A 21055-nucleotide genomic window follows, 5' to 3' on the forward strand; every position below is an offset into this window, starting at 1 on the left:
GGTCGGGCGGGTCGGTTCGCCGGGTCGTCCGTCCGGCAGTAGAAGCAGAAGAGGCGGAAGAGGCGGAAGAAGGGCGCAGGTCACGGGCGTTCCAGGATCGCCGTCACCCCCTGCCCGCCCGCCGCGCAGATCGAGATCAGGCCCCGTCCCGGGCCGTCCCGTTCCGCCAGGAGTCTCGCCAGCGTCGCCACGATCCTGGCGCCCGTCGCGGCGAAGGGGTGACCGGTGGCCAGGGAGGAACCGGCCACGTTCAGGCGGGTGCGGTCCACCGGGGTCAGGCCCTGCTTCTCCCAGGCGGCGAGGGTGGCCAGCACCTGGGAGGCGAACGCCTCGTGGACCTCGACCAGGTCGAAGTCCTCCATCGTCAGCCCGGCCCGCTCCAGCAGGCGCGGCACCGCGTACGCCGGGGCCATGAGGAGCCCGTCCTCACCGTCCACGTAGTCCACCGCCGCCGTCTCGTACAGGGAGAGGTACGCCAGCGGCTCCATGCCTCGTTCCCGGGCCCAGTCCTCGGTGGCCAGCAGGACGGTCGCCGCCCCGTCTGTCAGGGGGGTCGAATTGCCCGCCGTCATGGTGGGGTTGGGGCCGGACACCCCGAACACCGGCTTCAGGCTTGCCAGTTTCTCGACCGTTGATCCCGGGCGCAGGTTCTGGTCGCGTTCCAGGCCCCGGTACGGGACCACCAGGTCGTCCAGGAAGCCCCGTTCGTACGCCGCCGCCAGGCGCTGGTGGCTCGTGGCGGCCAGCAGGTCCTGGTCTCCCCGGCTCACCGCCCAGCGGCGCGCGGTGAGCGCCGCGTGCTCGCCCATCGACAGGCCGGTGCGCGGTTCGGCGTTGCGCGGGATGTCGGGGACGAGGTGGCGGGGGCGTACGGCGGCCAGGGCCTTGAGGCGGGCGCCGGTCGACTTCGCGCGGCGCGCGGCCAGCAGGATGCGGCGCAGTTCGTCGTTGACGCCCAGGGGTGCGTCGCTGGTCGTGTCGGAGCCGCCCGCGATCGCCGAGTCGGCGGCCCCGAGCGCGATCGTGTTGGCGGCGGCGATCACCGCCTGGAGGCCCGTGCCGCAGGCCTGTTGGATGTCGTACGCGGGAGTGCGGGGGTCGAGCGCGGAGCCGAGGACGGTCTCCCGCGCCAGGTTGAAGTCCCGGCTGTGCTTGAGGACCGCGCCCGCGACGAACGCCCCGATCCGGGCCCCGGCCAGCCCGTACCGCTCCACCAGGCCGTCGAGCGCGGCCGTCAGCAGGTCCTGGTTGGAGGCGGTCGCGTACGGGCCGTCCGAGCGCGCGAACGGGGTGCGGCTGCCGCCGATCACCGCCACGCGGCGCGGCTGCGGGAGAGGCGTCATCACCGTGACCAGCTCGCCCCGGTCGGCCTCGTCCCGGACAGTCCAGGAAAGTTCATCTCGACCAGCTCCTGACTCTTCAGTAACCTTACTCAGGAGTAAATCTACGACCCACTGGGAGTCAGGACAATGGCCGATCGCTATCTGCACCTCACCGGCACAGCACCCGGCCGCTTCCTCACCCGTCGGCTCGGCCTGCCGCAGCCCGCACCGCTGCGCCGCTGGAGACTGGAGACGCCCCGGCTGGACGGGCCGCTGCTGCATCTGACCGCCGGGTCCTCGTCGGTCACGGACGAACTGGCGAAGGCGCTGGCCGCGACCGGGCTGACCGTCGACCCGCAGGCGGCCCAGCCCGGCGGGATCGTCCTGGACGCCACCGGGGTCGGCGCCGTCGCGGACCTGGCCCAGGTGCACGCCGCCCTCCACCCCGTCGTACGGTCGCAGGCTCCCGGTGGCCGGATCGTCGTCCTCGGCAGCCGGCCGTCCTCCGAGGACCACCATCAGGCCGCTGCCCAGCAGGCGTTGGAGGGTTTCGTCCGGTCGCTGGGCAAGGAGGCCGGACGCGGCACCACCGCGCAGCTCCTGCGGCTGGCGGCCGACGGGACCCCCGAAGCCCTCGTGTCCGCCGCCGAGTCCACCCTCCGCTTCCTCCTCTCCCCCCGGTCCGCGTACGTCAGCGGCCAGGTGATCGAGCTGACCGCCGCCACCCCCGGCCCCACCCCCGACCCGGCCGCTCCCCTCACCGGCCGGACCGCCCTGGTCACCGGGGCCGCCCGGGGCATCGGCGCGTCCGTCGCCTCCGTGCTGGCCCGCGACGGGGCGCACGTCGTCGTGCTGGACGTCCCCCAGGCCCAGGACGACCTCGTACGCACCGCCGACCGCCTCGGGGCCACCGCGCTGCCGCTGGACATCACCGCGCCCGACGCCGCCGCCCGTATCGCCGCCGCCGCACCGGACGGGCTCGACGTCCTCGTCCACAACGCGGGCATCACCCGTGACCGCCGCCTCGCCAACATGCCGGCCGACCGGTGGGCCCAGGTCATCGAGGTCAACCTCGGCAGCGTCCTGCGCACCACCGACGAGCTCCTGACCTCGGGCGCCCTGAACCGGGGCGGCCGCATCGTCGCCACCGCCTCCATCGCGGGCATCGCGGGCAACCACGGCCAGACCAACTACGCGGCCGCCAAGGCCGGGATCATCGGCCTCGTCCGCTCGCTCGGGCCGCGCGCCGCCGCCGAGCACGGCGTCACGGTCAACGCGGTGGCCCCCGGCTTCATCGAGACGAGGATGACCGCCGCCGTCCCGTTCCTCATCCGCGAGGCGGGCCGCCGGATGAACTCCCTCTCCCAGGGCGGCCTTCCGGTCGACGTCGCCGAAGCCGTCGCCTGGTTCGCCCAGCCCGGCTCCGGCGCGGTCAACGGCCAAGTGCTGCGCGTCTGCGGCCAGAGCCTGCTGGGGGCGTGAGACCGATGACCTCGCTCAACGCCTCACTGGTGCGCGGGGCCGTCACCTCGCCGTTCAAACGCGCCGGGCAGCCGGGCGCCACCCTGCCCGCCGACCGCCTCACCCGCCCGGCCGCGCCCCTCGCCCCCGGCCCCCTCGCCGCGTACAGCAGGATGTGCGGCTTCGCCGAGTCCGGCCCTGTGCCGCTCACGTACCCGCATGTGCTGGCCTTCCCGCTCGCCATGCGGCTGATGACAGGCAGGTCCTTCCCGCTGCCCGTCGTCGGGCTCGTCCACACCTGGATCGAGATCGCGCCGCACCGGGCCGTGCAGCCCACCGAGTCGCTCGAACTGGCCGTGTACGCAGATGGGTTGACACCTCACCGGCGAGGCACCGAGGTCACGATGGTGACCGAGGCGCGGGTGGGCGGAGAGCTGGCCTGGGAGTCCCGCAGCGGGTATCTGTCGCGGCACGGGAAGGCGGACACCACGGCTTCGGAGCGATCCGCCCCGGCCGTGGGCGATCTGCCCGCCGTCGCCGAATGGCGGCTGCCCGGTGATCTCGGGCGGCGCTACGGAGCGGTCTCCGGCGACCGCAACCCGATCCACCTGTACCCGCTGACCGCCCGCCTGTTCGGCTTTCCCCGGGCCATCGCGCACGGCATGTGGACGGTGGCCCGCTGCCTGGCCGAGGCCGAGAACCCGGCCGGAATCCGTTCCGTACGGGCCGAGTTCAGGGCGCCCGTCCTGCTGCCCGCCACCGTGACGTACGCGGCCGCCCCCTCCGGCGCCGCCTTCGCGCTGCGGGGTGCGGACGGTGGGCGCGTCCACCTGGCGGGGACGCTGAGCCGGGACAGCCCCTAGGCCGTCGGGGGCTGCCAGGGGCGGGCGTGCATCAGGTTCTCCAGGCCTGCCCAGGCGAAGTTCATCAGCGTCGCCGCCGCCTCCTTCGCCGAGACGCCCGGGGTGTCGTTGGCCCAGCCCGCCAGCGACTCCGCGGCCCCCACCAGGGCCTGCGCCAGCCCAGCCACATCCCGGTCCGCGAGGGCGGGGTCGCTGTGCGCCTCACGGGCGGCGGCACCGATCAGGCCCGTCACGAACGCAACGATCTCGTCCCGCATCACGACGACCTCGCTGACGAACGGCTCACCGTGCGACCGCGCCTGGCGGTGCAGCACCGCCCAGCCGTCCGGGTTCTCCGCGGTGTGGGTGAAGAACGCCCGCAGCCCCGACCACAGTTGGCGGTCGGCGGGCAGCCCCGGCTCCACACCCGCCCGTACGGCCTCCACCAGGGACTTCGCCTCGCGCCTGATGCACGCGGAGAACAGCTCTTCCTTCGAGTTCAGGTACAGGTAGACCAACGGCTTGGAGACGCCCGCCAGCTCCGCGATCTCGTCCATCGAGGCAGCCCGGTAGCCGCGCTGCCCGAAGGTCCGCACCGCGGCGTCCATCATCTGCTGCTCGCGCACCGCGCGCGGCATCCGTTTGCTCTTCACAGCACCCACGTCCGACTTCCTCCCCACCCCATGGCCCTGCTTCCCCGGTCCTGCTCCCCGGCAAGAGTACGGCGCTGCCGGGCCCGACGCCGTACGGAGCGATCGGGTGCGGAACGGATGGCCGGTTGGCGTCGGCCGGGGGCCGGGAGAAGCCTGCTGGGTCCTCCCGTGGTCCGACACCGGTCCACCCGGCGTCCGATGCGCACGCCCCGGACGCCCGCCTAGCGTTGCGGACATGGCGATCTTCCTCCGCAACCGACGACCGGCCGCTGCGGCCGCAGCGGCCGTCCTGACGGCACTGACCGCGCTGCTGGGCGCGGCCGCACCCGCCGCCGCGACCGGACCGGCCACGGCGGCAGCCCCTCCTGCGGCCTCCGCCTCAGCCCCTGCCCCCGGGGACCGCACCCCCTCCGCCCTCGCGCTCCCCCGCCCCACGGGCCCGTACGCCACCGGCCGCGACACCCTGTTCCTCACCGACCACACGCGGCCCGACCCCTGGGTGCCCTCGGCGGGGGCGCGGCAGCTGCTGGTGTCGCTGCACTACCCGGCCCGGCCCGGCAGCGGCGGCGCCCCGGCCCCGTACATGGCGGAGGAGGAGGCGCGGCTCATGCTCGCGCAGCGCGGGCTGGAGGACGTCGTGCCGCCCGCCCTCGTCAGCGCCACCCGCACCCATGCCCGTACCGCCGCCCGGCCCGCCCCGGGGCGGTTCCCGCTGGTCCTGCTCTCCCCCGGGTTCGGGACGCCCCGGGCCACCCTGACCGGGCTCGCCGAGGATCTGGCGAGCCGTGGTTACGTCGTGGCGACGGCGGACCATCCGTACGAGTCGACCGGTACGCGGCTGCCCGACGGGCGGGTCCTCACCTGCGCCGCGTGCGACCGGGTGAGCGCGCAGCCCGACGACGCCGGCCGGCGGAAGGTGCTGGCCGCCGTCTCCGGCGGTCGGGCCGCCGACTTCTCGTTCCTGCTGGACCGGCTGACCGGCCCGCACGCGTCCTGGCGGTACGCCCGGATGATCGACCGGCACCGGGTCGGGATGGCGGGCCACTCCATCGGGGGCAACGCGGCCGCGTCCACCATGGCCGCCGACCTCCGCGTGGACGCGGGGGTCAACATGGACGGCACCTTCTTCGACCCGGTGCCCGCGACGGGGCTCGGCGGGCGGCCGTTCCTGATGCTGGGGACCCACCCCGGGCACGGGCCCGGCGACGACACGTCCTGGGACGAGGGCTGGGACCGGCTGGCCGGCTGGAAGCGGTGGCTGACGGTGCGCGACGCGGGGCACTTCACGTTCACGGACACCCCGGAGATCGGTGAGCAGCTCGGCCTGGAGGACCCGGAGGCCCCGCTCTCCGCCGCCCGCTCGACCACGATCACCCGGAGCTATGTGGCCGCCTTCTTCGACCGCACCCTGCGCGGGCGGGCGGCCCCGCTGCTGAACGGCCCGGCCCCGGCCGACCCCGAAGTCCTCTTCCAGCAGCCCTGACCGTACGGAACACGACAGCGCCCCCGGTCCGCGTATCTGCGTGCATACGTGGACCGGGGGCGCTGCCCCACAGGGGTGCCGGGTTACGCGGTCGCCGGGACCGCGACCTTCCGGTCGATCTGCTCCGCGTCCCGCACGTCGTCCTCCTGGCCGAAGGAGTCGATCGGGGAGCCCGAGGCCGAGTTGTACTTGTCGTGGTCGAGGATCTTCTCGCGGGCCGCGACGATGACCGGGACGACCGCCTGGCCGGCCACGTTGGTGGCGGTGCGGATCATGTCCAGGATCGGGTCGATGGCCATCAGCAGGCCGACGCCCTCCAGCGGGAGGCCCAGCGTGGACAGGGTGAGGGTCAGCATGACCGTCGCGCCGGTGAGACCGGCGGTGGCCGCCGAACCGATCACCGAGACGAAGGCGATGAGCACGTAGTCGCCGATGCCCAGCTGCACGTCGAAGATCTGCGCGATGAAGATCGCCGCCAGCGCCGGGTAGATCGCGGCGCAGCCGTCCATCTTCGTGGTCGCCCCGAACGGGACGGCGAAGGAGGTGTACTCCTTCGGAACGCCGAGGCGCTCGGTGACGCGCTGGGTGACCGGCATGGTGCCGACCGAGGAGCGGGAGACGAAGGCGAGCTGGATCGCGGGCCAGGCGCCCTTGAAGAACTGGAGCGGGTTGACCTTGGCAACCGTGGCCAGAAGCAGCGGGTAGACGCCGAACAGCACCAGGGCGCAGCCGATGTAGACGTCGGCGGTGAACGTCGCGTACTTGCCGATGAGGTCCCAGCCGTAGTCGGCGATGGCGTAGCCGATGAGGCCGACGGTGCCGATCGGGGCGAGGCGGATGACCCACCACAGGGCCTTCTGGAGGAGCTCCAGGATCGACTGGCTGAGGGTGAGGATCGGCTTGGCCTTCTCGCCGAGCTTGAGGGCGGCGATACCGGCGACGGCGGCCATGAACACGATCTGGAGCACGTTCAGCTCGGTGAACGGCGTGATCACGTTGTCCGGGACGATGCCGGTCAGGAAGTCGATCCAGCTGCCCTTGGTCTCGGAGAGCGCGCCGTCCTTCGGCGTGAGGCCGGTGCCGGAGCCCGGGTTGGTGACCAGGCCGATCGTGAGGCCGATGGCGACCGCGATCAGCGACGTGATCATGAACCAGAGCAGGGTGCGGGTCGCCAGCCGGGCGGCGTTGTTGACCTTGCGGAGGTTGGTGATCGACACCAGGATCGCGAAGAACACGAGCGGCGCGACAGCCAGCTTCAGCAGCTGGACGAAGAGCGAACCGATCTCGTCGAGGGTGGTGACGAGCCAGCCGAGGTCCTGGCTGCGAGCCAGCCAGCCGAGCAGCACGCCGAGGACCAGACCGGCGACGATCTGGGCCCAGAACGGGACCTTGGGTATACGGAAACCGGGGCCGGAGCCGGTGGGCTGCTCGGCCTCGGGGGCGGCGGACGCGGAGTTCGCGGACACGGACACACTCCAGTGGGGACGCATCGGGACGTACGGGGACACCCGTACGGTCGTGCGGTGGAACGGGGACGGGGTCGCGGCGCCCGCGTCAGGGGCGGCGCCGCTGCATGATGCCGGATCAGACTTCGCGGCAACAGACCGCGGACATACAGCGGCAGAGATCGACATGCAGGCGCGCCACGAGCGGGATGCTCGCGGCATGACGGAGGCGCACAGCTGTCTTCATGCCGAATACGTTAACACTTGAACTTTGAGAACCTCAAAGCTTCTCTTTGGCTCCGAGGTGGCGCTTTCCCGCCGCGCAGTGTCCGGAAAACGCCGAGGGCCCCGTGCGGGAGCGGTCTGCTCCGGCACGGGGCCCGGCGAAAAGGCGGCACGCGCGGCGCGCGCGTGTGAGGAACCTTACTGAACGGCGTCCTCGCGGGTGCGGTTGGCGTCGAGGCGCGCCTTGGTCCGGTCGACCGTGGAGACGATCTGCTCGGACAGCTCGTCGCGCTGCTTGCGCAGCAGCACATAGCTCAGGGGCGCGGAGAGGATGAGGCCGAGCAGGATCACCCAGACCATGTTGGAGCCGCCGAGCCCGGAGGGGATCAGCCCGAAGTGGACGGCGACACCGGCGACGAGGAAGCAGCCTACGAAGATCATCAGGCGCAGCGCGGTGTACCGGATCATCGCGCTCGACTTGGCAGCGGACACGGCTGGCCCTCTCTTCCCATCAACTCTCTCGACACAGTCCTGCCCGTCCAGTGAAGCATGGCCCGGATTCTCTCGGTTCAGGGGGCTGCCGGGCCGAGCGGGAGCAGCATGATGATGTCGTCGCGGTCGTCGCCGGGGGCCAGCCGGATCGCGTCCGGAACCCGGCCGACCTCCTTGTAGCCGCAGGCGGCGTAGAAGCTGTCGTTCCCGGTGCCGCCCCGGCAGGTGAGGCGGATGGCTTCGATGCCCTCGATGGAGCGCGCGGCGTCGGCGGCGGCCGCCATCAGGTCGCGACCGTACCCCTTGCCCTGGAGGCGGGGATGGACCATCACGGTGTAGAGCATCAGCCAGTGCTGGTGCAGCCGGTGGTCGTTCAGGGTGAGGAAGGCGGTGGCGACGACGGCACCGCCCTCGTCCCGGCCGACCAGCAGCCGGACGCGGCCCTTCTCGATGGCGGCGAGGTGCTTGAGCAGATCGGGCCGGATCTCCTCGGGGGTGACGGGCGCCACGAAGCCGACGGCGCCGCCCGCGTTGGTGACATCGGCCCACAGGGCGGTGATGCCGTCGCGCAGGGCGGGCGAGAACGCGGGATCCAGCTCGAAGGTAAGTGCCATATGGCAAGATTAACCATTACGCGATCAGCATCTCAACCCGGTCCGCCCCGCGAACAGGGACGCGCTCGGGAACGCGGACAAGCCCCGGCCGAGGACAGCGGCCGGGGCTTGCGGGGACGAGCAGGGGGCGTGCGCCTCAGACCCGCATCGGCTGCGGGGACTCGCGCCGGTCCGCGTCGGGGCCCGGGTACTCGCGCAGGATCTCGTACCGGGTGTTCCGCTCCACCGGCCGGAAACCGGCGTCGCGGATCAGGTCCAGCAGGTCCTCACGGCCGAGCTTGTTCGGCGTACCGAAGTCGTCGGCGTCGTGCGTGATCTTGTACTCGACGACCGAGCCGTCCATGTCGTCCGCGCCGTGCTGGAGGGCGAGCTGGGCGGTCTGCACACCGTGCATCACCCAGAACACCTTGACGTGCGGCACGTTGTCGAAGAGCAGCCGGGAGACCGCGAAGGTCTTCAGCGCCTCGGCGCCGGTCGCCATCGTCGTCCGCGCCTGGAGCTTGTTGCGGACCTTGCCGTCCTTCATGTCGACGAAGTCGTGCTGGTAGCGCAGCGGGATGAAGACCTGGAAGCCGCCGGTCTCGTCCTGCATCTCGCGCAGCCGCAGCACGTGGTCGACGCGGTGCCGGGGCTCCTCGATGTGCCCGTACAGCATCGTCGAGGGGGTCTTGAGCCCCTTCTCGTGCGCGAGGCGGTGGATGCGCGACCAGTCCTCCCAGTGGGTGCGGTGGTCGACGATGTGCTGGCGGACCTCCCAGTCGAAGATCTCCGCACCGCCGCCGGTCAGCGATTCGAGACCGGCCTCGATCAGCTCGTCGAGGATCTCGGAGGCGGTGAGGCCGGAGATCGTCTCGAAGTGATGGATCTCCGTCGCCGTGAACGCCTTCAGCGCCACGTTCGGCAGGGCTTCCTTCAGCGCGCTGAGCGAGCGCGGGTAGTAGCGCCACGGCAGGGAGGGGTGGAGTCCGTTGACGATGTGCAGCTCGGTGAGGTTCTCGCCCTCCATCGCCTTGGCGAGGCGGACGGCCTCCTCGATGCGCATCGTGTACGCGTCCTTCTCGCCCGGCTTGCGCTGGAACGAGCAGTACGCGCACGAGGCGGTGCACACGTTGGTCATGTTGAGGTGACGGTTGACGTTGAAGTGCACCACGTCGCCGTTCTTGCGCGTGCGCACCTCGTGCGCCAGCCCGCCGAGCCACGCCAGGTCGTCGGACTCGTAGAGGGCGATCCCGTCCTCGCGGGTCAGCCGCTCGCCGGCCCGGACCTTCTCCTCCAGCTCGCGCTTGAGTCCCGCGTCCACTAGGGCGCCTCCCATATCTCCGTACAACAGACTCCGCCCAACGGTACGCCTACGACTCCTCGGGAAGTTCCCCGACCCGGTTCTCCCACTTGGTGGAGAGCACGATCGTGGTACGGGTCCGGGAGACACCCTTCGTCCCGCTCAGGCGGCGGATCGTCTTCTCCAGACCGTCCACGTCTCCGATGCGCACCTTGAGCATGTACGAGTCGTCGCCCGCGATGAACCAGCAGTCCTCGATCTCCGCGAGGTCCTTCAGCCGGCGCGCCACATCCTCGTGGTCGGCGGCGTCCGAGAGAGAGATCCCGATGAGCGCCGTGACTCCGAGGCCCAGCGAGGCGGAGTCGACGGTGGCGCGGTAACCGGTGATGACACCGGCGGTTTCCAGCCGATTGATGCGGTCGGTGACGCTGGGGCCGGAGAGCCCCACGAGCCGCCCCAGCTCGGCGTACGAGGCCCTGCCGTTCTCCCTGAGGGCCTGGATGAGCTGCCTGTCCACCGCGTCCATATGCCTGAAACCTTCCATTGTTCAGCAGTACCGCGAGTTTACGTGTAGAATCTAAGGCATGCAGGGCTTCGACCCTGCAAATCTTCTAGAACATCCAAGAAAAGCTTTCGAATCTTCAGGAGTGAACTTCACCGTGTACACGATCGAGATGGCCTACGCCCGGATGCGCGAGCTGCAGGACCTGGCCAACCGCTCGCGTGCCCACCAGCCCGCCGCCGCCCACCGCGTCGACAAGACCCGCGCCCCGCGCCCGTCCAAGAAGCGCTGACCCGGCCGACCCGGACCTACAGGTCCTGAGCGCTGCGGGAGCCGCCACCGAGCTCTCCTTCCCAGCGGCGGTACAGCCGGTGCGGCACGCCTGCCGCGTCCAGCACCCGCCCCGCGACGAAGTCCACCAGGTCCTGGATGTGCGTCGCGCCCGCGTAGAACGCCGGAGAGGCGGGCAGCACGACCGCGCCCGCCTCGTCCAGGGCCACCATCTGCTTCAGCGTCTGGCCGCTCAGCGGGGTCTCGCGCACCGCGACGACGAGCGGGCGGCGCTCCTTGAGCGTCACGCTCGCGGCCCGCTGGAGCAGATCCTTCGACAGACCGAGCGCCACTCCGGCCACACAGGCCGTCGAGGCCGGCACGATGAGCATCCCCTTCGCGGGGTACGACCCGGAGGACGGCCCGGCCGCCAGATCCCCGGCGGGCCAGTGGCGTACGCGCTCCAGCTCCGCGCCGCCCACCGCGAACGCGTCCGGCTTCCCGTCCGCGCCCCGCGCCAGCCAGGTTGCGAGGTCCTCGCGCCAGTGCCCGTCCCGGAAAGCGATGGCGGTCTCGTCCAGCAGGGTGAGCCGCGAGGCCCGGCTCACCACCAGATCGACGCTCTCGCCGGCCGCGAGAAGCCCGCGCAGCACGGCCGCCGCGAACGGGGTCCCCGAAGCGCCGGACACCCCGACAATCCAAGGCCGCCGCTGCTGATGAGTCACTGATGTCCCGGATTCCACATCTGCGAGCCTATCCGGCGCACCGCGGCGCCCCGCACCCGGAACCGGGCGGCGGCCCCGGACGTTCAACGGATGACGGGCAACCCAGGGGCAGGGGCAGACCATGGGCGATTACTGGACCACCGGCCGCGACACGAGTTCCACCACGACCGGCGGCGCACGCGCGCTGACCGCCGGCATCCTGATGGTGAGCTGGGTGGCCCTGCTCTGGCTGCTCGAAGGCATCGACGTGATGACCGGGCACGCCCTGGACACCTACGGCATCAGCCCCCGCGAGATCGCGGAGCTGCGCGATGTGGTGCCCGCCGCCTTCCTGCACAGCGGCTGGGAGCACGTCGCTTCCAACAGCGTCCCGCTGCTGGTCCTCGGCTTCATAGCCGCCCTGGGCGGGCTGCGCCGGTTCGCCGCCGTCGTCGCGACGATCATCGTGATCAGCGGCGTCGGCGTCTGGCTGACCGCCCCGGCGTACACGGTGACGCTCGGCGCGTCCGGCGTCGTCTTCGGGCTGCTGGGCTATCTGCTGGTCCGGGGCTTCGTGGACCGCCGCCCCTGGGACGTCCTCATAGGCATCGGAGTCGCCGTGGTCTACGGCTCCCTGCTGTGGGGCGTCCTGCCCACCGACTCGGGCGTCAGCTGGCAGGGGCACCTGTTCGGCCTGGCCGGCGGAGTGGCGGCGGCCTTCTTCTTCCGCCGCCCGCCCGGGCCCCGGGACAACCTGGTCACGGTCTGAGAAGCCTCACGGGGTGACGCCCTACAGGTGAGGCCTCACGGGGTGAGGCCGCGCACCAGCAGGTCCAGCAGCGCACAGGCGAAGAGCGCGATGCCGATGAAGCCGTTCACCGAGAAGAACGCACGGTTCAGCCGGGACAGGTCGTGCGGCCGCACGACGCGGTGCTCGTAGACGAACGCCACCGCGACGATCACCATGCCCGTCCAGTAGAAGAACTCGGCGTCCGTGGCCAGCCCGAACCAGACCAGCAGCCCGGTCGTGATCACATGACAGACCCGCGCACCCCAGAGCGCGGCCGGGATGCCGAAGCGGGCCGGGAAGGACAGCACCCCGTGGGCCCGGTCGGCCTGGACGTCCTGGCAGGCGAAGATCAGGTCGAAGCCGCCGATCCAGATCCCCACGGCGAGCCCGAGGATCACCGCGTCCCACGACCAGCTGCCGGTCACCGCGAGCCACGCGCCGACCGGCCCGATGGCCTGCGCGAGGCCCAGGATCGCGTGCGGGAAGTTCGTGAACCGCTTGCCGTACGGGTAGACCACCATCGGCACGACGGCCAGCGGCGCGAGCGCCAGGCAGAGCGGGTTGAGCAGGGCCGCGGCGCCGAGGAAGACGGCGAGCGCGACGAGCGCCCCGGTCCACGCGGACTTCACCGACACCGCACCGGTCACCAGCTCCCGGCCCGCGGTGCGCGGGTTACGGGCGTCGATCTCCCGGTCGATGATCCGGTTGGCGGCCATCGCGAAGGTCCGCAGCCCCACCATCGCCAGCGTGACGAGCAGCAGGACACCCCAGCCGATGGTGCCGTCCAGCCGGAACATCGCGGTCAGCGCGGCGATGTAGGCGAAGGGCAGCGCGAAGACCGAGTGCTCGATCATCACGAGCCGGAGGAACGACTTGACCTTGCTGCCCGAGGGCGCGGAACCGGGTACGGACGCCGCCGCCTCCGCCGCGCTGCTCACAGCCCGTACTCCTTCCAGCGGCGGTCGACCTTCGCCGCCGTCTCCGGGTCGGAGACGACCATCTCCGGCCAGCCACCGTCCCGGGTGTAGCCCTCCGTGGGCAGCTTCCGGGTGGCGTCGATGCCCGCCTTGCCGCCCCAGAACTGCTGGTACGAGGCGTGGTCCAGGTGGTCGACCGGGCCTTCGACGACCGTGAGGTCACGGGCGTAGTCGGTGTTGCCGAGCGCCCGCCAGGCGACCTCGTTCAGATCGTGGACGTCGCAGTCCGCGTCCACCACGACGATCAGCTTGGTCAGCGACATCATGTGCGCGCCCCAGATCGCGCTCATCACCTTCTGAGCGTGCTTCGGGTACTTCTTGTCGATCGAGACGATCGCGCAGTTGTGGAAGCTCGCCGACTCCGGCAGGTGGTAGTCCACGATGTCCGGCACGACGATCTTCAGCAGCGGCAGGAAGAACCGCTCCGTGGCCCGGCCCAGCGGCCCGTCCTCGGTCGGCGGGCGGCCCACCACGATGGACTGGAGCAGCGGCCGCTTGCGCATGGTGACGCAGTCGATGGTCAGCGCGGGGAACGGTTCCTGCGGGGTGTAGAAGCCGGTGTGGTCCCCGAACGGGCCCTCGGGGAGCATCTCGCCCGGTTCCAGCCAGCCCTCGATCACGACCTCCGCCTGCGCGGGGACCTGGAGCGGCACGGTCTTGCAGTCGACCATCTCGATCCGCTTGCCCTGGATGAACCCGGCGAAGAGATATTCGTCGATGTCCCCGGGCAGCGGGGCGGTGGAGGCGTACGTCACGGCGGGCGGGCAGCCGAACGCGATGGCGACGGGCAGCCGCTCGCCGCGCCGGGCGGCGACCTGGTAGTGGTTGGCGCTGTCCTTGTGGATCTGCCAGTGCATCCCGATGGTGCGCTTGTCGTGGCGCTGGAGCCGGTAGAGACCCAGGTTCCGTACGCCGTTCTCGGGGTGCTTCGTGTGGGTCAGGCCCAGGTTGAAGAACGATCCGCCGTCCTCGGGCCAGGTGAACAGCGCGGGCAGCCGGTCCAGGTCGACGTCGTCGCCGGTCAGTACCACTTCCTGGACCGGCGCGTCGGAGGACTTCACCTTCTTCGGCGGCACGTGCACCATCGAGCCGAGCTTCCCGAAGGCCTCCCGCACCCCGACGAAGCCATGCGGCAGCTCCGGCTTGAGCAGCCCGCCGATCTTGTCGCTGATCTCGCTGTACGACTTCAGCCCGAGCGCCTTGAGCAGGCGCCGGTCGGTGCCGAAGACGTTCATGGCCAGGGGCATCGAGGACCCCTTGACGTTCTCGAACAACAGGGCGGGGCCGCCGGCCTTGTTGACCCGGTCGACGATCTCACCGACTTCCAGGTGGGGGTCGACCTCGACCTTGATGCGCTTGAGATCACCGTCGCGTTCGAGGGCCCGGAGCAGGGAGCGAAGATCGTCGTAAGCCATGCGGTCCAGTTTGTCATCCCCGCCCGCGCCGCCCCGCCCGGGCTCCCCGCCGACGGGCCCCGGATCCTCGGCGCGGAGCCGGTACCCTGGCCGCGACACCGGGGACGCATCACGCCCCACCGCCACTTCCTGGGGGACGCACCATGAGAGCCCTGATGATCCTCGTGCCGATGGCTCTGATGATCTACGCCTTCATCGACTGCCTGAACACCCCCGAGGAGGAGACGAAGCACCTGCCGAAGATCGCCTGGGTCTTCATCATCCTGCTCTTCTGGGTCGTCGGCTCGATCGGCTGGCTCGTGGCCGGAAAGGTGCGGCACGGGGCGGCCGGGGTCGGCGCGCCCTCCTCGTGGCAGCGCGGCAGGCGGACGCAGTGGGTGGCCCCGGACGACAACCCCGACTTCCTGAAGTCGCTCAAGGGTGACAGCCCGAAGGACGACAGCGGCAAGGACGACGGCGGCGGGGGCGGGAAGGACGCCGCCGAGCCGAAGGCTCCGCAGCCGGAGGCGCCGCGGCCGGACGCGGAGAGCGACGCCGAGAAGGACCGCATCCGCCGCGAACGCAGCACGGGCCCCGACGACACGGCCCCGCCCGCCACGCCCTGACCTGGCGGTACGGCACCGGAGACACGGAACGGCCCCCGGGAGGACCTGCGTCCTCCCGGGGGCCGTTCTCCGTTGCGGCGGGACGGGCCTCAGACCCCCGCGTAGGAGTGCAGGCCGGAGACGAAGATGTTCACGCCGTAGTAGTTGAACAGCCAGCAGGCGAAGGCGACGAGGGCCAGGTAGGCGGCCTTGCGGCCCTTCCACCCGGCCGTGGCGCGGGCGTGCAGGTAAGCGGCGTAGGCGACCCAGGTGATGAAGGACCAGACCTCCTTGGGGTCCCAGCCCCAGTACCGGCCCCAGGCGTCGCCCGCCCAGATCGCGCCGGCGATGATCGTGAACGTCCACAGCGGGAAGACCGCCGCATTGATCCGGTACGCGAACTTGTCCAGCGAGGACGCCGACGGCAGCCGCTCCAGGACGGAGGTGGCGAACTTCCCGGGCGTGCCGCCGGATGCGAGCTTGGTCTCGTAGCTGTCGCGGAAGAGGTAGAGGACCGTGCCGACCGCTCCGAGGTAGAAGACGGCGCCGCAGATGATGGCGGTCGAGACGTGGATCCACAGCCAGAACGAGTCCAGCGCGGGTACCAGCTGGTCGCTGTCGGTGTAGAGGACCGTCGTCGCGAGACCGAGGTCCAGCAGGACCGTGGTGACCAGCGGGAGGCCGATCCAGCGGGCGTTCTTCCCCAGCGCGAGCAGCACCAGGTAGGAGCCGACCGCCACGGTGGAGAAGGTGATCGAGAACTCGTACATGTTGGCCCAGGGGGCCCGCTGCACGGAGAGGGCGCGGGTGAGGACGCCGCCCGCCTCGACGAGGAACGCCACCACGGTCAGCGAGACCGCGATCCGCCCCCACAGGTCGCCCTTGAACGTGCCGCCCGCCGCCCCCGGGCCGTCGGGCACGTCCCGCGCACCGGAGACCGCGCGGGTGACGACCTTGGGCCGCTCCAGCACGGCCGTACCGCCGGCCTGCGCGCTCACGGGGGAAGCGTCGGCGGAAGCACCGGCTGCGGAGCCGGACAGTGCGGCGGCGGTGCGGCCGACCTTGCTGCGGCTGCCGAGGACCCACTCCGCGATGTGCGCGAAGAAGGCCAGGGTGTAGACGGCCATCGACGAATAGACCAGCACATTGCTGATATCCGCCAGGCTCTGGTTGGTCGCGGCGGCGAGATTCACTTCTCAGCCCCTTCGGCAGGTGCTTCGGCAGGGTGTACGGGCCGGCTCCCGGCCTCGTGGGTGGCGTCGGGCGCGGCAGGTTTCTCCTGGGCGACCGGCGCCGTCGTGATCAGGGCGGCCGCGAGGTCGCCCAGTTCCTCGGGGAGCCGCGCGGACTCGCTGCGGCCCAGGCCCGCCATCTCCACGACGGTGACGCCGTCCGCGCCCCGGACCGCACGCACCCACACCCGGCGGCGCTGGATGAACAGCGATCCGGCGAGTCCGGCGATGGCGGCGACGGATCCGGTGAGCGCCCAGCCGTTGCCCGGCTGCTGCGAGATCTGGAAGCTGGCCCACTCCTCGACGCCCTCGAAGGTGATCGATCCGGCGCCGTCGGACAGTTCCAGCTTCTCGCCGGGCATCAGCATCTTCTTGAGCAGTTCGCCGTCCTCGTCCTTGAACTGCTTCATCTTGGACGTGTCGAGCTGGTAGACGTTCTGCGCGAGACCGGAGTCGACGCCCAGGGAGCCGTGGTAGGCGCTGAGCGCCAGCACCGGGAACTGCAGGCCGGGGAACTGCGAGAACATCTGGCCCTTGCCCTGCCCCGCGAAGGTCGGCACGAAGAACGCCTTGAAGCCCAGCTGGGTCTTCTCGCCGGTCTTGTCCCGGTAGCCGTCCATCACCTTGATCGCGCCGGTCGAGGTGATGTTGTTGTCGATCGGCAGCAGCGGCACGGCGCTGCGCGAGACGACCTCGCCCTTGGCGTCCCGGACGGTGACGACGGGCGCGTAGCCGTGGGCGATCAGATAGACCTTGGTGCCGTCCACGACGAGCGGCTCGTTGACCTTGATGACGGCCTTGCGCTCGGGGCCCTCGGCTCCCTCGGTGTACGTCACCCGGGCCTCGAAGGTCCGCGGGGTGCCGCGCTGGGGGCCGCTCTCCTCGTACGTACCGACGAACTCGTCGAGCACGAAGCTGAACGGGGCCAGCGAGTCGGAGTCGTACAGCGAGCCGGACCTGAAGTCGTCGTACTGGGTGAGCGTGTTGGAGAACCCGTCGCCCTCGACGATCAGCTTGCCGCCCTCGGACTTGAAGAGCTGGCCCGCGGCGAAGGCGATCAGCATCACGATCAGGGCGAGGTGGAAGACCAGGTTCCCGGCCTCGCGGAGGTAGCCCTTCTCGGCGGCGACCGCGTCGCCCACCTCGTGCGAGCGGAACCGCCGCCCGCGCAGGACCAGGAGGGCCGCCTCGCGGACCTCCTCGGGCTCCGCCTCGGTGCGCCAGGTGGTGTAGGCGGGCAGCCGGGTCAGCCGCTTCGGGGCGCCCGGCGGGCGGCTGCGCAGCTGGCCGACGAACTGGCCGGTGCGCGGCACGATGCAGCCGATGAGCGAGACGAACAGCAGGATGTAGATCGCGGAGAACCACACCGAGCTGTAGACGTCGAAGAGCTGGAGCTTCTCGTAGATCGGGGTGAGCGTGGCGTGCTGGTCCTTGAAGGCCTGCACCTTCACCTCGTCGACGCTGGTCTGCGGGATCAGCGATCCCGGAATCGCGCCGAGGGAGAGCAGGAAGAGCAGGATCAGCGCGACCCGCATCGAGGTGAGCTGGCGCCAGAACCAGCGGGCCCAGCCGATCACCCCCATCGCGGGCACACCGGCCCCGGTGTCGGTCTCCGGCCGCTCCTCGCGGGGTGCGGTGGAGAGCCGGTCGCCGGCCGCGCCGTGGGCGGACCCCTGCTCCCCCTCGTCCGCGCGCTCCCGCTCGTCGGTGCTGTTCGCGTTGCTCATGAACTCAGATCCCCACAACGAAGCCGCTGGACCAGCTCTGGATCTGCTGCATGAGCGTGGCCCAGGCCCCGGTCAGCAGCAGGATTCCGGTCACGATCATCATGCCGCCGCCGATCCGCATGACCCAGGCGTAGTGGCGCTTGACCCAGCCGAACGCGCCGAGCGCCTTGCGGAAGGCGACCGCGGCCAGAACGAACGGGACACCGAGTCCGAGACAGTACGCGACGGTCAGTATCGCGCCGCGTCCGGCGGTGCCCTCGTTGAACGCGAGCGTGCTCACGGCGGCGAACGTCGGGCCCATGCAGGGCGTCCAGCCGATCCCGAAGAGGGCACCCAGCAGCGGCGCGCCCGCCAGTCCGCTCACCGGCCGCTTGTGGATGCGGAACTCGCGCTGCGTCACGCCCGGCAGGAAGCCCATGAAGAAGACCCCCATGAGGATCATCAGCACGCCGAGGACCTTGTTGATCACCTCGGCGTGCATCTGGAGCTCCCGGCCGAAGAAGCCGAAGAGCGCCCCGCCCGAGACGAAGACGACGGTGAAGCCGAGGACGAAGAGCGTGGCGCCCGTCACGATCCGGCCGCGCCGGGCCTCGGCCAGGTCGGTGCCGGTGACCCCGGTGACGTAACTCAGATAGCCGGGGACGAGCGGCAGCACGCAGGGCGAGAAGAAGGAGACGAGACCGGCCAGCAGTGCGATGGGCAGGGACACCAGCAGGGTCCCGCTCATCACGGTCTCGTTGGCCGCGGCGAGCGTGGTCACCGGATCACTTCTCCGCGATGATCGGGTCGATCATCTTGTGCAGCTCGTCCGCGTCGAGCGCCTGGAGCGTGCGGGCCGCGATCTTCCCGTCCCGGTCGATGACCACGGTGGACGGGATGGCCTGCGGGTTCAGGGTGCCCTTGGGGAAGCGGAGGATGAGCTTGCCGATCGGGTCGAAGAAGCTCGGGTAGGTGATCCCGTAGTCCTTCTCGAAGTTCACCGCGGCGTCCCGCTGGGCGTCCCGGGTGTTTATCCCCACGAACTGGACGCCCTGGTCCTTCGTCTCCTCGGAGACCTTGGCGAAGTACTTCGCCTCAAGTCGGCAGGGGCCGCACCAGGAGCCCCAGACGTTGAGGACGACGACCTTGCCCCGGTAGTCGGCGAGGTCGAGCGGCTTGCCGTCCAGCCCGTTGCCCGCCAGCTTCGGAGCCGCGACCCGCTCGCTCCTGGCGACGGTGGAGATACCCCCGCTGCCGGTGACGAAGTTGGTGTTGCCGCCACCCCCGGCCTTGTTGCCGTCCCCGCACGCGGACAGCGTCAGGGCACCGGCCACGGCGGTGGCGGCGAGCAGGGTGAAGCGGCGTCGGGACGCGCGGCCAAAGCTCATGTGAAAAGTTTCGCATGGCAGTTCCGGCGATCTCCCGCGCCCCCCTCGGTGCCCGTAAAGCCCCTTGTCAAGCTTGTTTAAAGAAGGAGTTCCAGCCACCGGCGGGCGACTGTCCGACGTCCAGCGTGCGGAGCTTGGCGAGCACGGCGGGGTCCTGGACGTCGAGCCAGTCGACGAACTGCCGGAACGAGACGAGGCGCACGTCCTCCTTGCCCGCGACTTTCTTGATCACTTCTTCTACGGCGTCCATGTAGATGCCGCCGTTCCACTCCTCGAAGTGGTTGCCGATGAAGAACGGTGCGCGATTCGACTCGTACGCGCGCTGGAAACCGGCGAGATAGGCCCCGGTCGCCTGGGTGCGCCAGCCGGGATAACGCGAGGGCATGCCCTTCGTCGAATTCTTCGACTGATTGGCGAGGATGTTGTAGTCCATCGAGAGCACCTCGAAGGAGTGCCCGGGGAACGGCATCGCCTGGAGCGGGAGGTCCCAGATCCCGCCGCGCTTCACGGGCCAGGTCTGGCGGCCGCCGGGCGAGCTGGCGTCGTAGCGCCAGCCCAGCTTCTTCGCGGTCGGCAGCAGATTGTCCTGGCCGAGCAGACAGGGGGTGCGGCCGCCGACCAGTTCCTTGCGGTAGTCGAACGGGAGCGGGTCCTCGTTCTCCCAGCCGGTGTTGGTCCGCCATTCCGTGACGAAGGACACAGCCTGATTGATCTCGCTGCGCCATTGGGCGGGCGTCCAGCGCTCCACCGATCCGGAACCGCCGCAGAAATGGCCGTTGAAGTGTGTGCCGATCTCATGACCGTCGAGCCACGCCTGACGCACGTACTTCAGCGTGTCCTTGACGTGGCCGTCGGTGAGATAGCCGATGTCGGAAGCGCCGCGGGGATTGTTCGGCGGACGGTAGAGGGATTTCTTCGACTCGGGCAGGAGATAGATCCCGGAGAGGAAGAAGGTCATGGCCGCGTCGTGTTCCTTGGCCAGGTCGAGAAAGCGCGGGAAGAGACCGTTGCCGACCTCGCCCGCACCGTCCCAGGAAAAGATCACGAACTGCGGGGGCTTCTGGCCGGGTTCGAGCGGAACGGGCGCGGAGGGCTGGTGCGGCTGCTTGCCGGTGTCGGCGGTGGAGCCGTCACCGATCAGCCGGACCCTGTCCTTCGGAGAACCGTTTCCGCCCCCGTTGCCTCCGGTGCCCGTGTCCCCCTTGCCGCCGCCCTGACCGGACCTGTCGCCTCCGGAGGAACCCGAGGCCCCGCAGCCGGCGAGTCCGATCGCGGCCGCGGCCCCGAGTCCGGCTCCGAGCAGCCCCCTTCGATTGATGTCGCGCATGCCGCCCCCATCTGCGGTCGTTTTATCTCAAGGACATACAAACTACTGAAGGGTTAGATGAGGTGGTCAACACGACGGTTCCGCATATTTAAGGACTTTCTTTACGCTTTACCTTGCTGTCCGGCCCTGTCACCGCTGTCCGGCCCCGTCACCTTGCGCCCACTCCTGCGGAAGGACGCGCTGGGAGGCCCGTGCCGTTCCGGTCACCGCCCGAGCACATGTCCGGGAGCCGCCCCGCGGTTCGACTTCCCCGTCCCGGGGAGCTCATGCGCCCTGACCGCCGTCCCTCGCGGGGCGCCCCTGGCGGAAGGCCTCCACCAGCGTGTCGGCCAGGAGCCCCTGCC

General features: G+C 70.6%; 21 protein-coding genes. 6 read left to right on the forward strand and 15 right to left on the reverse strand.

Translation table 11 applies throughout. The features are described from left to right. Positions 1 to 80: 80 nt before the first annotated feature. A complete protein-coding gene (locus tag RI138_RS12820) occupies positions 81 to 1343 on the reverse strand; it encodes an acetyl-CoA C-acetyltransferase (protein ID WP_311122878.1) in 1263 nt (420 codons plus the stop codon). A 126-nt stretch (positions 1344 to 1469) separates the two neighbouring features. Between RI138_RS12820 and RI138_RS12825 the strand changes: the two genes are divergently transcribed. Then, a complete protein-coding gene (locus tag RI138_RS12825; RefSeq protein ID WP_311120024.1) occupies positions 1470 to 2804 on the forward strand; it encodes a 3-oxoacyl-ACP reductase in 1335 nt (444 codons plus the stop codon). Between the two features lie 5 nt (positions 2805 to 2809). Further along, positions 2810 to 3646 (forward strand): MaoC family dehydratase, encoded by an 837-nt coding sequence (locus RI138_RS12830; protein ID WP_311122879.1) that lies wholly within the window; start codon positions 2810 to 2812, stop codon positions 3644 to 3646. Here RI138_RS12830 and RI138_RS12835 read toward each other — a convergent pair. Then, on the reverse strand, positions 3643 to 4263 hold the full coding sequence (locus RI138_RS12835) for a TetR/AcrR family transcriptional regulator (protein WP_311122880.1): 621 nt from the start codon (positions 4261 to 4263) through the stop codon (positions 3643 to 3645). The genes RI138_RS12830 and RI138_RS12835 overlap by 4 nt on opposite strands. Before the next feature lie 250 nt (positions 4264 to 4513). Here RI138_RS12835 and RI138_RS12840 point away from each other — a divergent pair, with 250 nt between their 5' ends. Continuing rightward, positions 4514 to 5761, forward strand: coding sequence for an alpha/beta hydrolase family protein (locus tag RI138_RS12840; RefSeq protein ID WP_311120025.1), 1248 nt, complete (start codon positions 4514 to 4516; stop codon positions 5759 to 5761). 83 nt (positions 5762 to 5844) lie between these two features. Here RI138_RS12840 and RI138_RS12845 read toward each other — a convergent pair whose 3' ends face one another. The 5 genes from RI138_RS12845 to RI138_RS12865 all read right to left on the reverse strand — a co-directional run bounded on the left by RI138_RS12845 (position 5845) and on the right by RI138_RS12865 (position 10342). Next, on the reverse strand, positions 5845 to 7227 hold the full coding sequence (locus RI138_RS12845) for a dicarboxylate/amino acid:cation symporter (protein WP_096628910.1): 1383 nt from the start codon (positions 7225 to 7227) through the stop codon (positions 5845 to 5847). A gap of 402 nt (positions 7228 to 7629) precedes the next feature. Beyond that, positions 7630 to 7923: a DUF4229 domain-containing protein gene (locus RI138_RS12850; protein ID WP_096628908.1), complete on the reverse strand. Its 294-nt coding sequence runs from the start codon at positions 7921 to 7923 to the stop codon at positions 7630 to 7632. A gap of 77 nt (positions 7924 to 8000) precedes the next feature. Continuing rightward, positions 8001 to 8537, reverse strand: coding sequence for a GNAT family N-acetyltransferase (locus RI138_RS12855; RefSeq protein ID WP_311120026.1), 537 nt, complete (start codon positions 8535 to 8537; stop codon positions 8001 to 8003). A gap of 136 nt (positions 8538 to 8673) precedes the next feature. Beyond that, positions 8674 to 9837 (reverse strand): aminofutalosine synthase MqnE, encoded by a 1164-nt coding sequence (gene mqnE, locus RI138_RS12860; RefSeq protein ID WP_096628905.1) that lies wholly within the window; start codon positions 9835 to 9837, stop codon positions 8674 to 8676. Positions 9838 to 9886: 49 nt separating this feature from the next. Continuing rightward, positions 9887 to 10342: an Lrp/AsnC family transcriptional regulator gene (locus tag RI138_RS12865; protein WP_096628904.1), complete on the reverse strand. Its 456-nt coding sequence runs from the start codon at positions 10340 to 10342 to the stop codon at positions 9887 to 9889. A gap of 121 nt (positions 10343 to 10463) precedes the next feature. Between RI138_RS12865 and RI138_RS12870 the strand changes: the two genes are divergently transcribed. Next, positions 10464 to 10610, forward strand: coding sequence for a hypothetical protein (locus RI138_RS12870; protein WP_179500185.1), 147 nt, complete (start codon positions 10464 to 10466; stop codon positions 10608 to 10610). A 16-nt stretch (positions 10611 to 10626) separates the two neighbouring features. Here the strand turns inward: RI138_RS12870 and RI138_RS12875 are convergent, their stop codons facing one another. Continuing rightward, on the reverse strand, positions 10627 to 11313 hold the full coding sequence (locus tag RI138_RS12875; RefSeq protein ID WP_096628902.1) for a UbiX family flavin prenyltransferase: 687 nt from the start codon (positions 11311 to 11313) through the stop codon (positions 10627 to 10629). Between the two features lie 121 nt (positions 11314 to 11434). On the opposite strand from RI138_RS12875, the gene RI138_RS12880 reads away from it, so the two are divergent. After that, entirely contained in the window at positions 11435 to 12061 is a 627-nt protein-coding gene (locus RI138_RS12880) for a rhomboid family intramembrane serine protease (protein WP_311120027.1), read from the forward strand. Positions 12062 to 12096: 35 nt separating this feature from the next. On the opposite strand, the gene mqnP is transcribed toward RI138_RS12880, so the two are convergent. Then, positions 12097 to 13020, reverse strand: coding sequence for a menaquinone biosynthesis prenyltransferase MqnP (mqnP, locus tag RI138_RS12885; protein WP_096628899.1), 924 nt, complete (start codon positions 13018 to 13020; stop codon positions 12097 to 12099). After that, positions 13017 to 14474, reverse strand: coding sequence for a menaquinone biosynthesis decarboxylase (locus tag RI138_RS12890; protein ID WP_096628976.1), 1458 nt, complete (start codon positions 14472 to 14474; stop codon positions 13017 to 13019). The genes mqnP and RI138_RS12890 overlap by 4 nt, the downstream gene beginning before the upstream one ends. 143 nt (positions 14475 to 14617) lie before the next feature. Between RI138_RS12890 and RI138_RS12895 the strand changes: the two genes are divergently transcribed. Continuing rightward, positions 14618 to 15079 (forward strand): PLD nuclease N-terminal domain-containing protein, encoded by a 462-nt coding sequence (locus RI138_RS12895; protein ID WP_311120028.1) that lies wholly within the window; start codon positions 14618 to 14620, stop codon positions 15077 to 15079. Positions 15080 to 15168: 89 nt separating this feature from the next. Here RI138_RS12895 and ccsB read toward each other — a convergent pair whose 3' ends face one another. The 5 genes from ccsB to RI138_RS12920 form a co-directional block, all read right to left on the reverse strand. After that, the gene (gene ccsB, locus RI138_RS12900; RefSeq protein ID WP_311120029.1) at positions 15169 to 16251 is read right to left on the reverse strand and encodes a c-type cytochrome biogenesis protein CcsB; all 1083 of its coding nucleotides are present in this window, start codon (positions 16249 to 16251) and stop codon (positions 15169 to 15171) included. Next, complete coding sequence (resB, locus tag RI138_RS12905) at positions 16248 to 18017, reverse strand: cytochrome c biogenesis protein ResB (RefSeq protein ID WP_311120030.1); 1770 nt, start codon at positions 18015 to 18017, stop codon at positions 16248 to 16250. The genes ccsB and resB overlap by 4 nt, the downstream gene beginning before the upstream one ends. Before the next feature lie 4 nt (positions 18018 to 18021). Further along, positions 18022 to 18744: a cytochrome c biogenesis CcdA family protein gene (locus RI138_RS12910; protein WP_311122881.1), complete on the reverse strand. Its 723-nt coding sequence runs from the start codon at positions 18742 to 18744 to the stop codon at positions 18022 to 18024. Between the two features lie 37 nt (positions 18745 to 18781). Further along, positions 18782 to 19384, reverse strand: a complete 603-nt coding sequence (locus RI138_RS12915; RefSeq protein ID WP_311120031.1) for a TlpA family protein disulfide reductase — start codon at positions 19382 to 19384, stop codon at positions 18782 to 18784. A gap of 67 nt (positions 19385 to 19451) precedes the next feature. Continuing rightward, complete coding sequence (locus tag RI138_RS12920; RefSeq protein ID WP_311120032.1) at positions 19452 to 20711, reverse strand: polysaccharide deacetylase family protein; 1260 nt, start codon at positions 20709 to 20711, stop codon at positions 19452 to 19454. Positions 20712 to 21055: the final 344 nt, after the last annotated feature.

It is taken from the genome of Streptomyces durocortorensis, assembly GCF_031760065.1.
In the GTDB taxonomy this organism is placed as follows: domain Bacteria; phylum Actinomycetota; class Actinomycetes; order Streptomycetales; family Streptomycetaceae; genus Streptomyces.

Coding starts and splice junctions, on each gene's coding strand:
- RI138_RS12820 (WP_311122878.1), bottom strand. CDS start 1,343: ATGACGCCTCTCCCGCAGCCGCGCCGCGTGGCGGTGATCGGCGGCAGC.
- RI138_RS12825 (WP_311120024.1), top strand. CDS start 1,470: ATGGCCGATCGCTATCTGCACCTCACCGGCACAGCACCCGGCCGCTTC.
- RI138_RS12830 (WP_311122879.1), top strand. CDS start 2,810: ATGACCTCGCTCAACGCCTCACTGGTGCGCGGGGCCGTCACCTCGCCG.
- RI138_RS12835 (WP_311122880.1), bottom strand. CDS start 4,263: ATGCCGCGCGCGGTGCGCGAGCAGCAGATGATGGACGCCGCGGTGCGG.
- RI138_RS12840 (WP_311120025.1), top strand. CDS start 4,514: ATGGCGATCTTCCTCCGCAACCGACGACCGGCCGCTGCGGCCGCAGCG.
- RI138_RS12855 (WP_311120026.1), bottom strand. CDS start 8,537: ATGGCACTTACCTTCGAGCTGGATCCCGCGTTCTCGCCCGCCCTGCGC.
- RI138_RS12865 (WP_096628904.1), bottom strand. CDS start 10,342: ATGGACGCGGTGGACAGGCAGCTCATCCAGGCCCTCAGGGAGAACGGC.
- RI138_RS12880 (WP_311120027.1), top strand. CDS start 11,435: ATGGGCGATTACTGGACCACCGGCCGCGACACGAGTTCCACCACGACC.
- RI138_RS12890 (WP_096628976.1), bottom strand. CDS start 14,474: ATGGCTTACGACGATCTTCGCTCCCTGCTCCGGGCCCTCGAACGCGAC.
- RI138_RS12895 (WP_311120028.1), top strand. CDS start 14,618: ATGAGAGCCCTGATGATCCTCGTGCCGATGGCTCTGATGATCTACGCC.
- resB (WP_311120030.1), bottom strand. CDS start 18,017: ATGAGCAACGCGAACAGCACCGACGAGCGGGAGCGCGCGGACGAGGGG.
- RI138_RS12910 (WP_311122881.1), bottom strand. CDS start 18,744: ATGAGCGGGACCCTGCTGGTGTCCCTGCCCATCGCACTGCTGGCCGGT.
- RI138_RS12915 (WP_311120031.1), bottom strand. CDS start 19,384: ATGAGCTTTGGCCGCGCGTCCCGACGCCGCTTCACCCTGCTCGCCGCC.
- RI138_RS12920 (WP_311120032.1), bottom strand. CDS start 20,711: ATGCGCGACATCAATCGAAGGGGGCTGCTCGGAGCCGGACTCGGGGCC.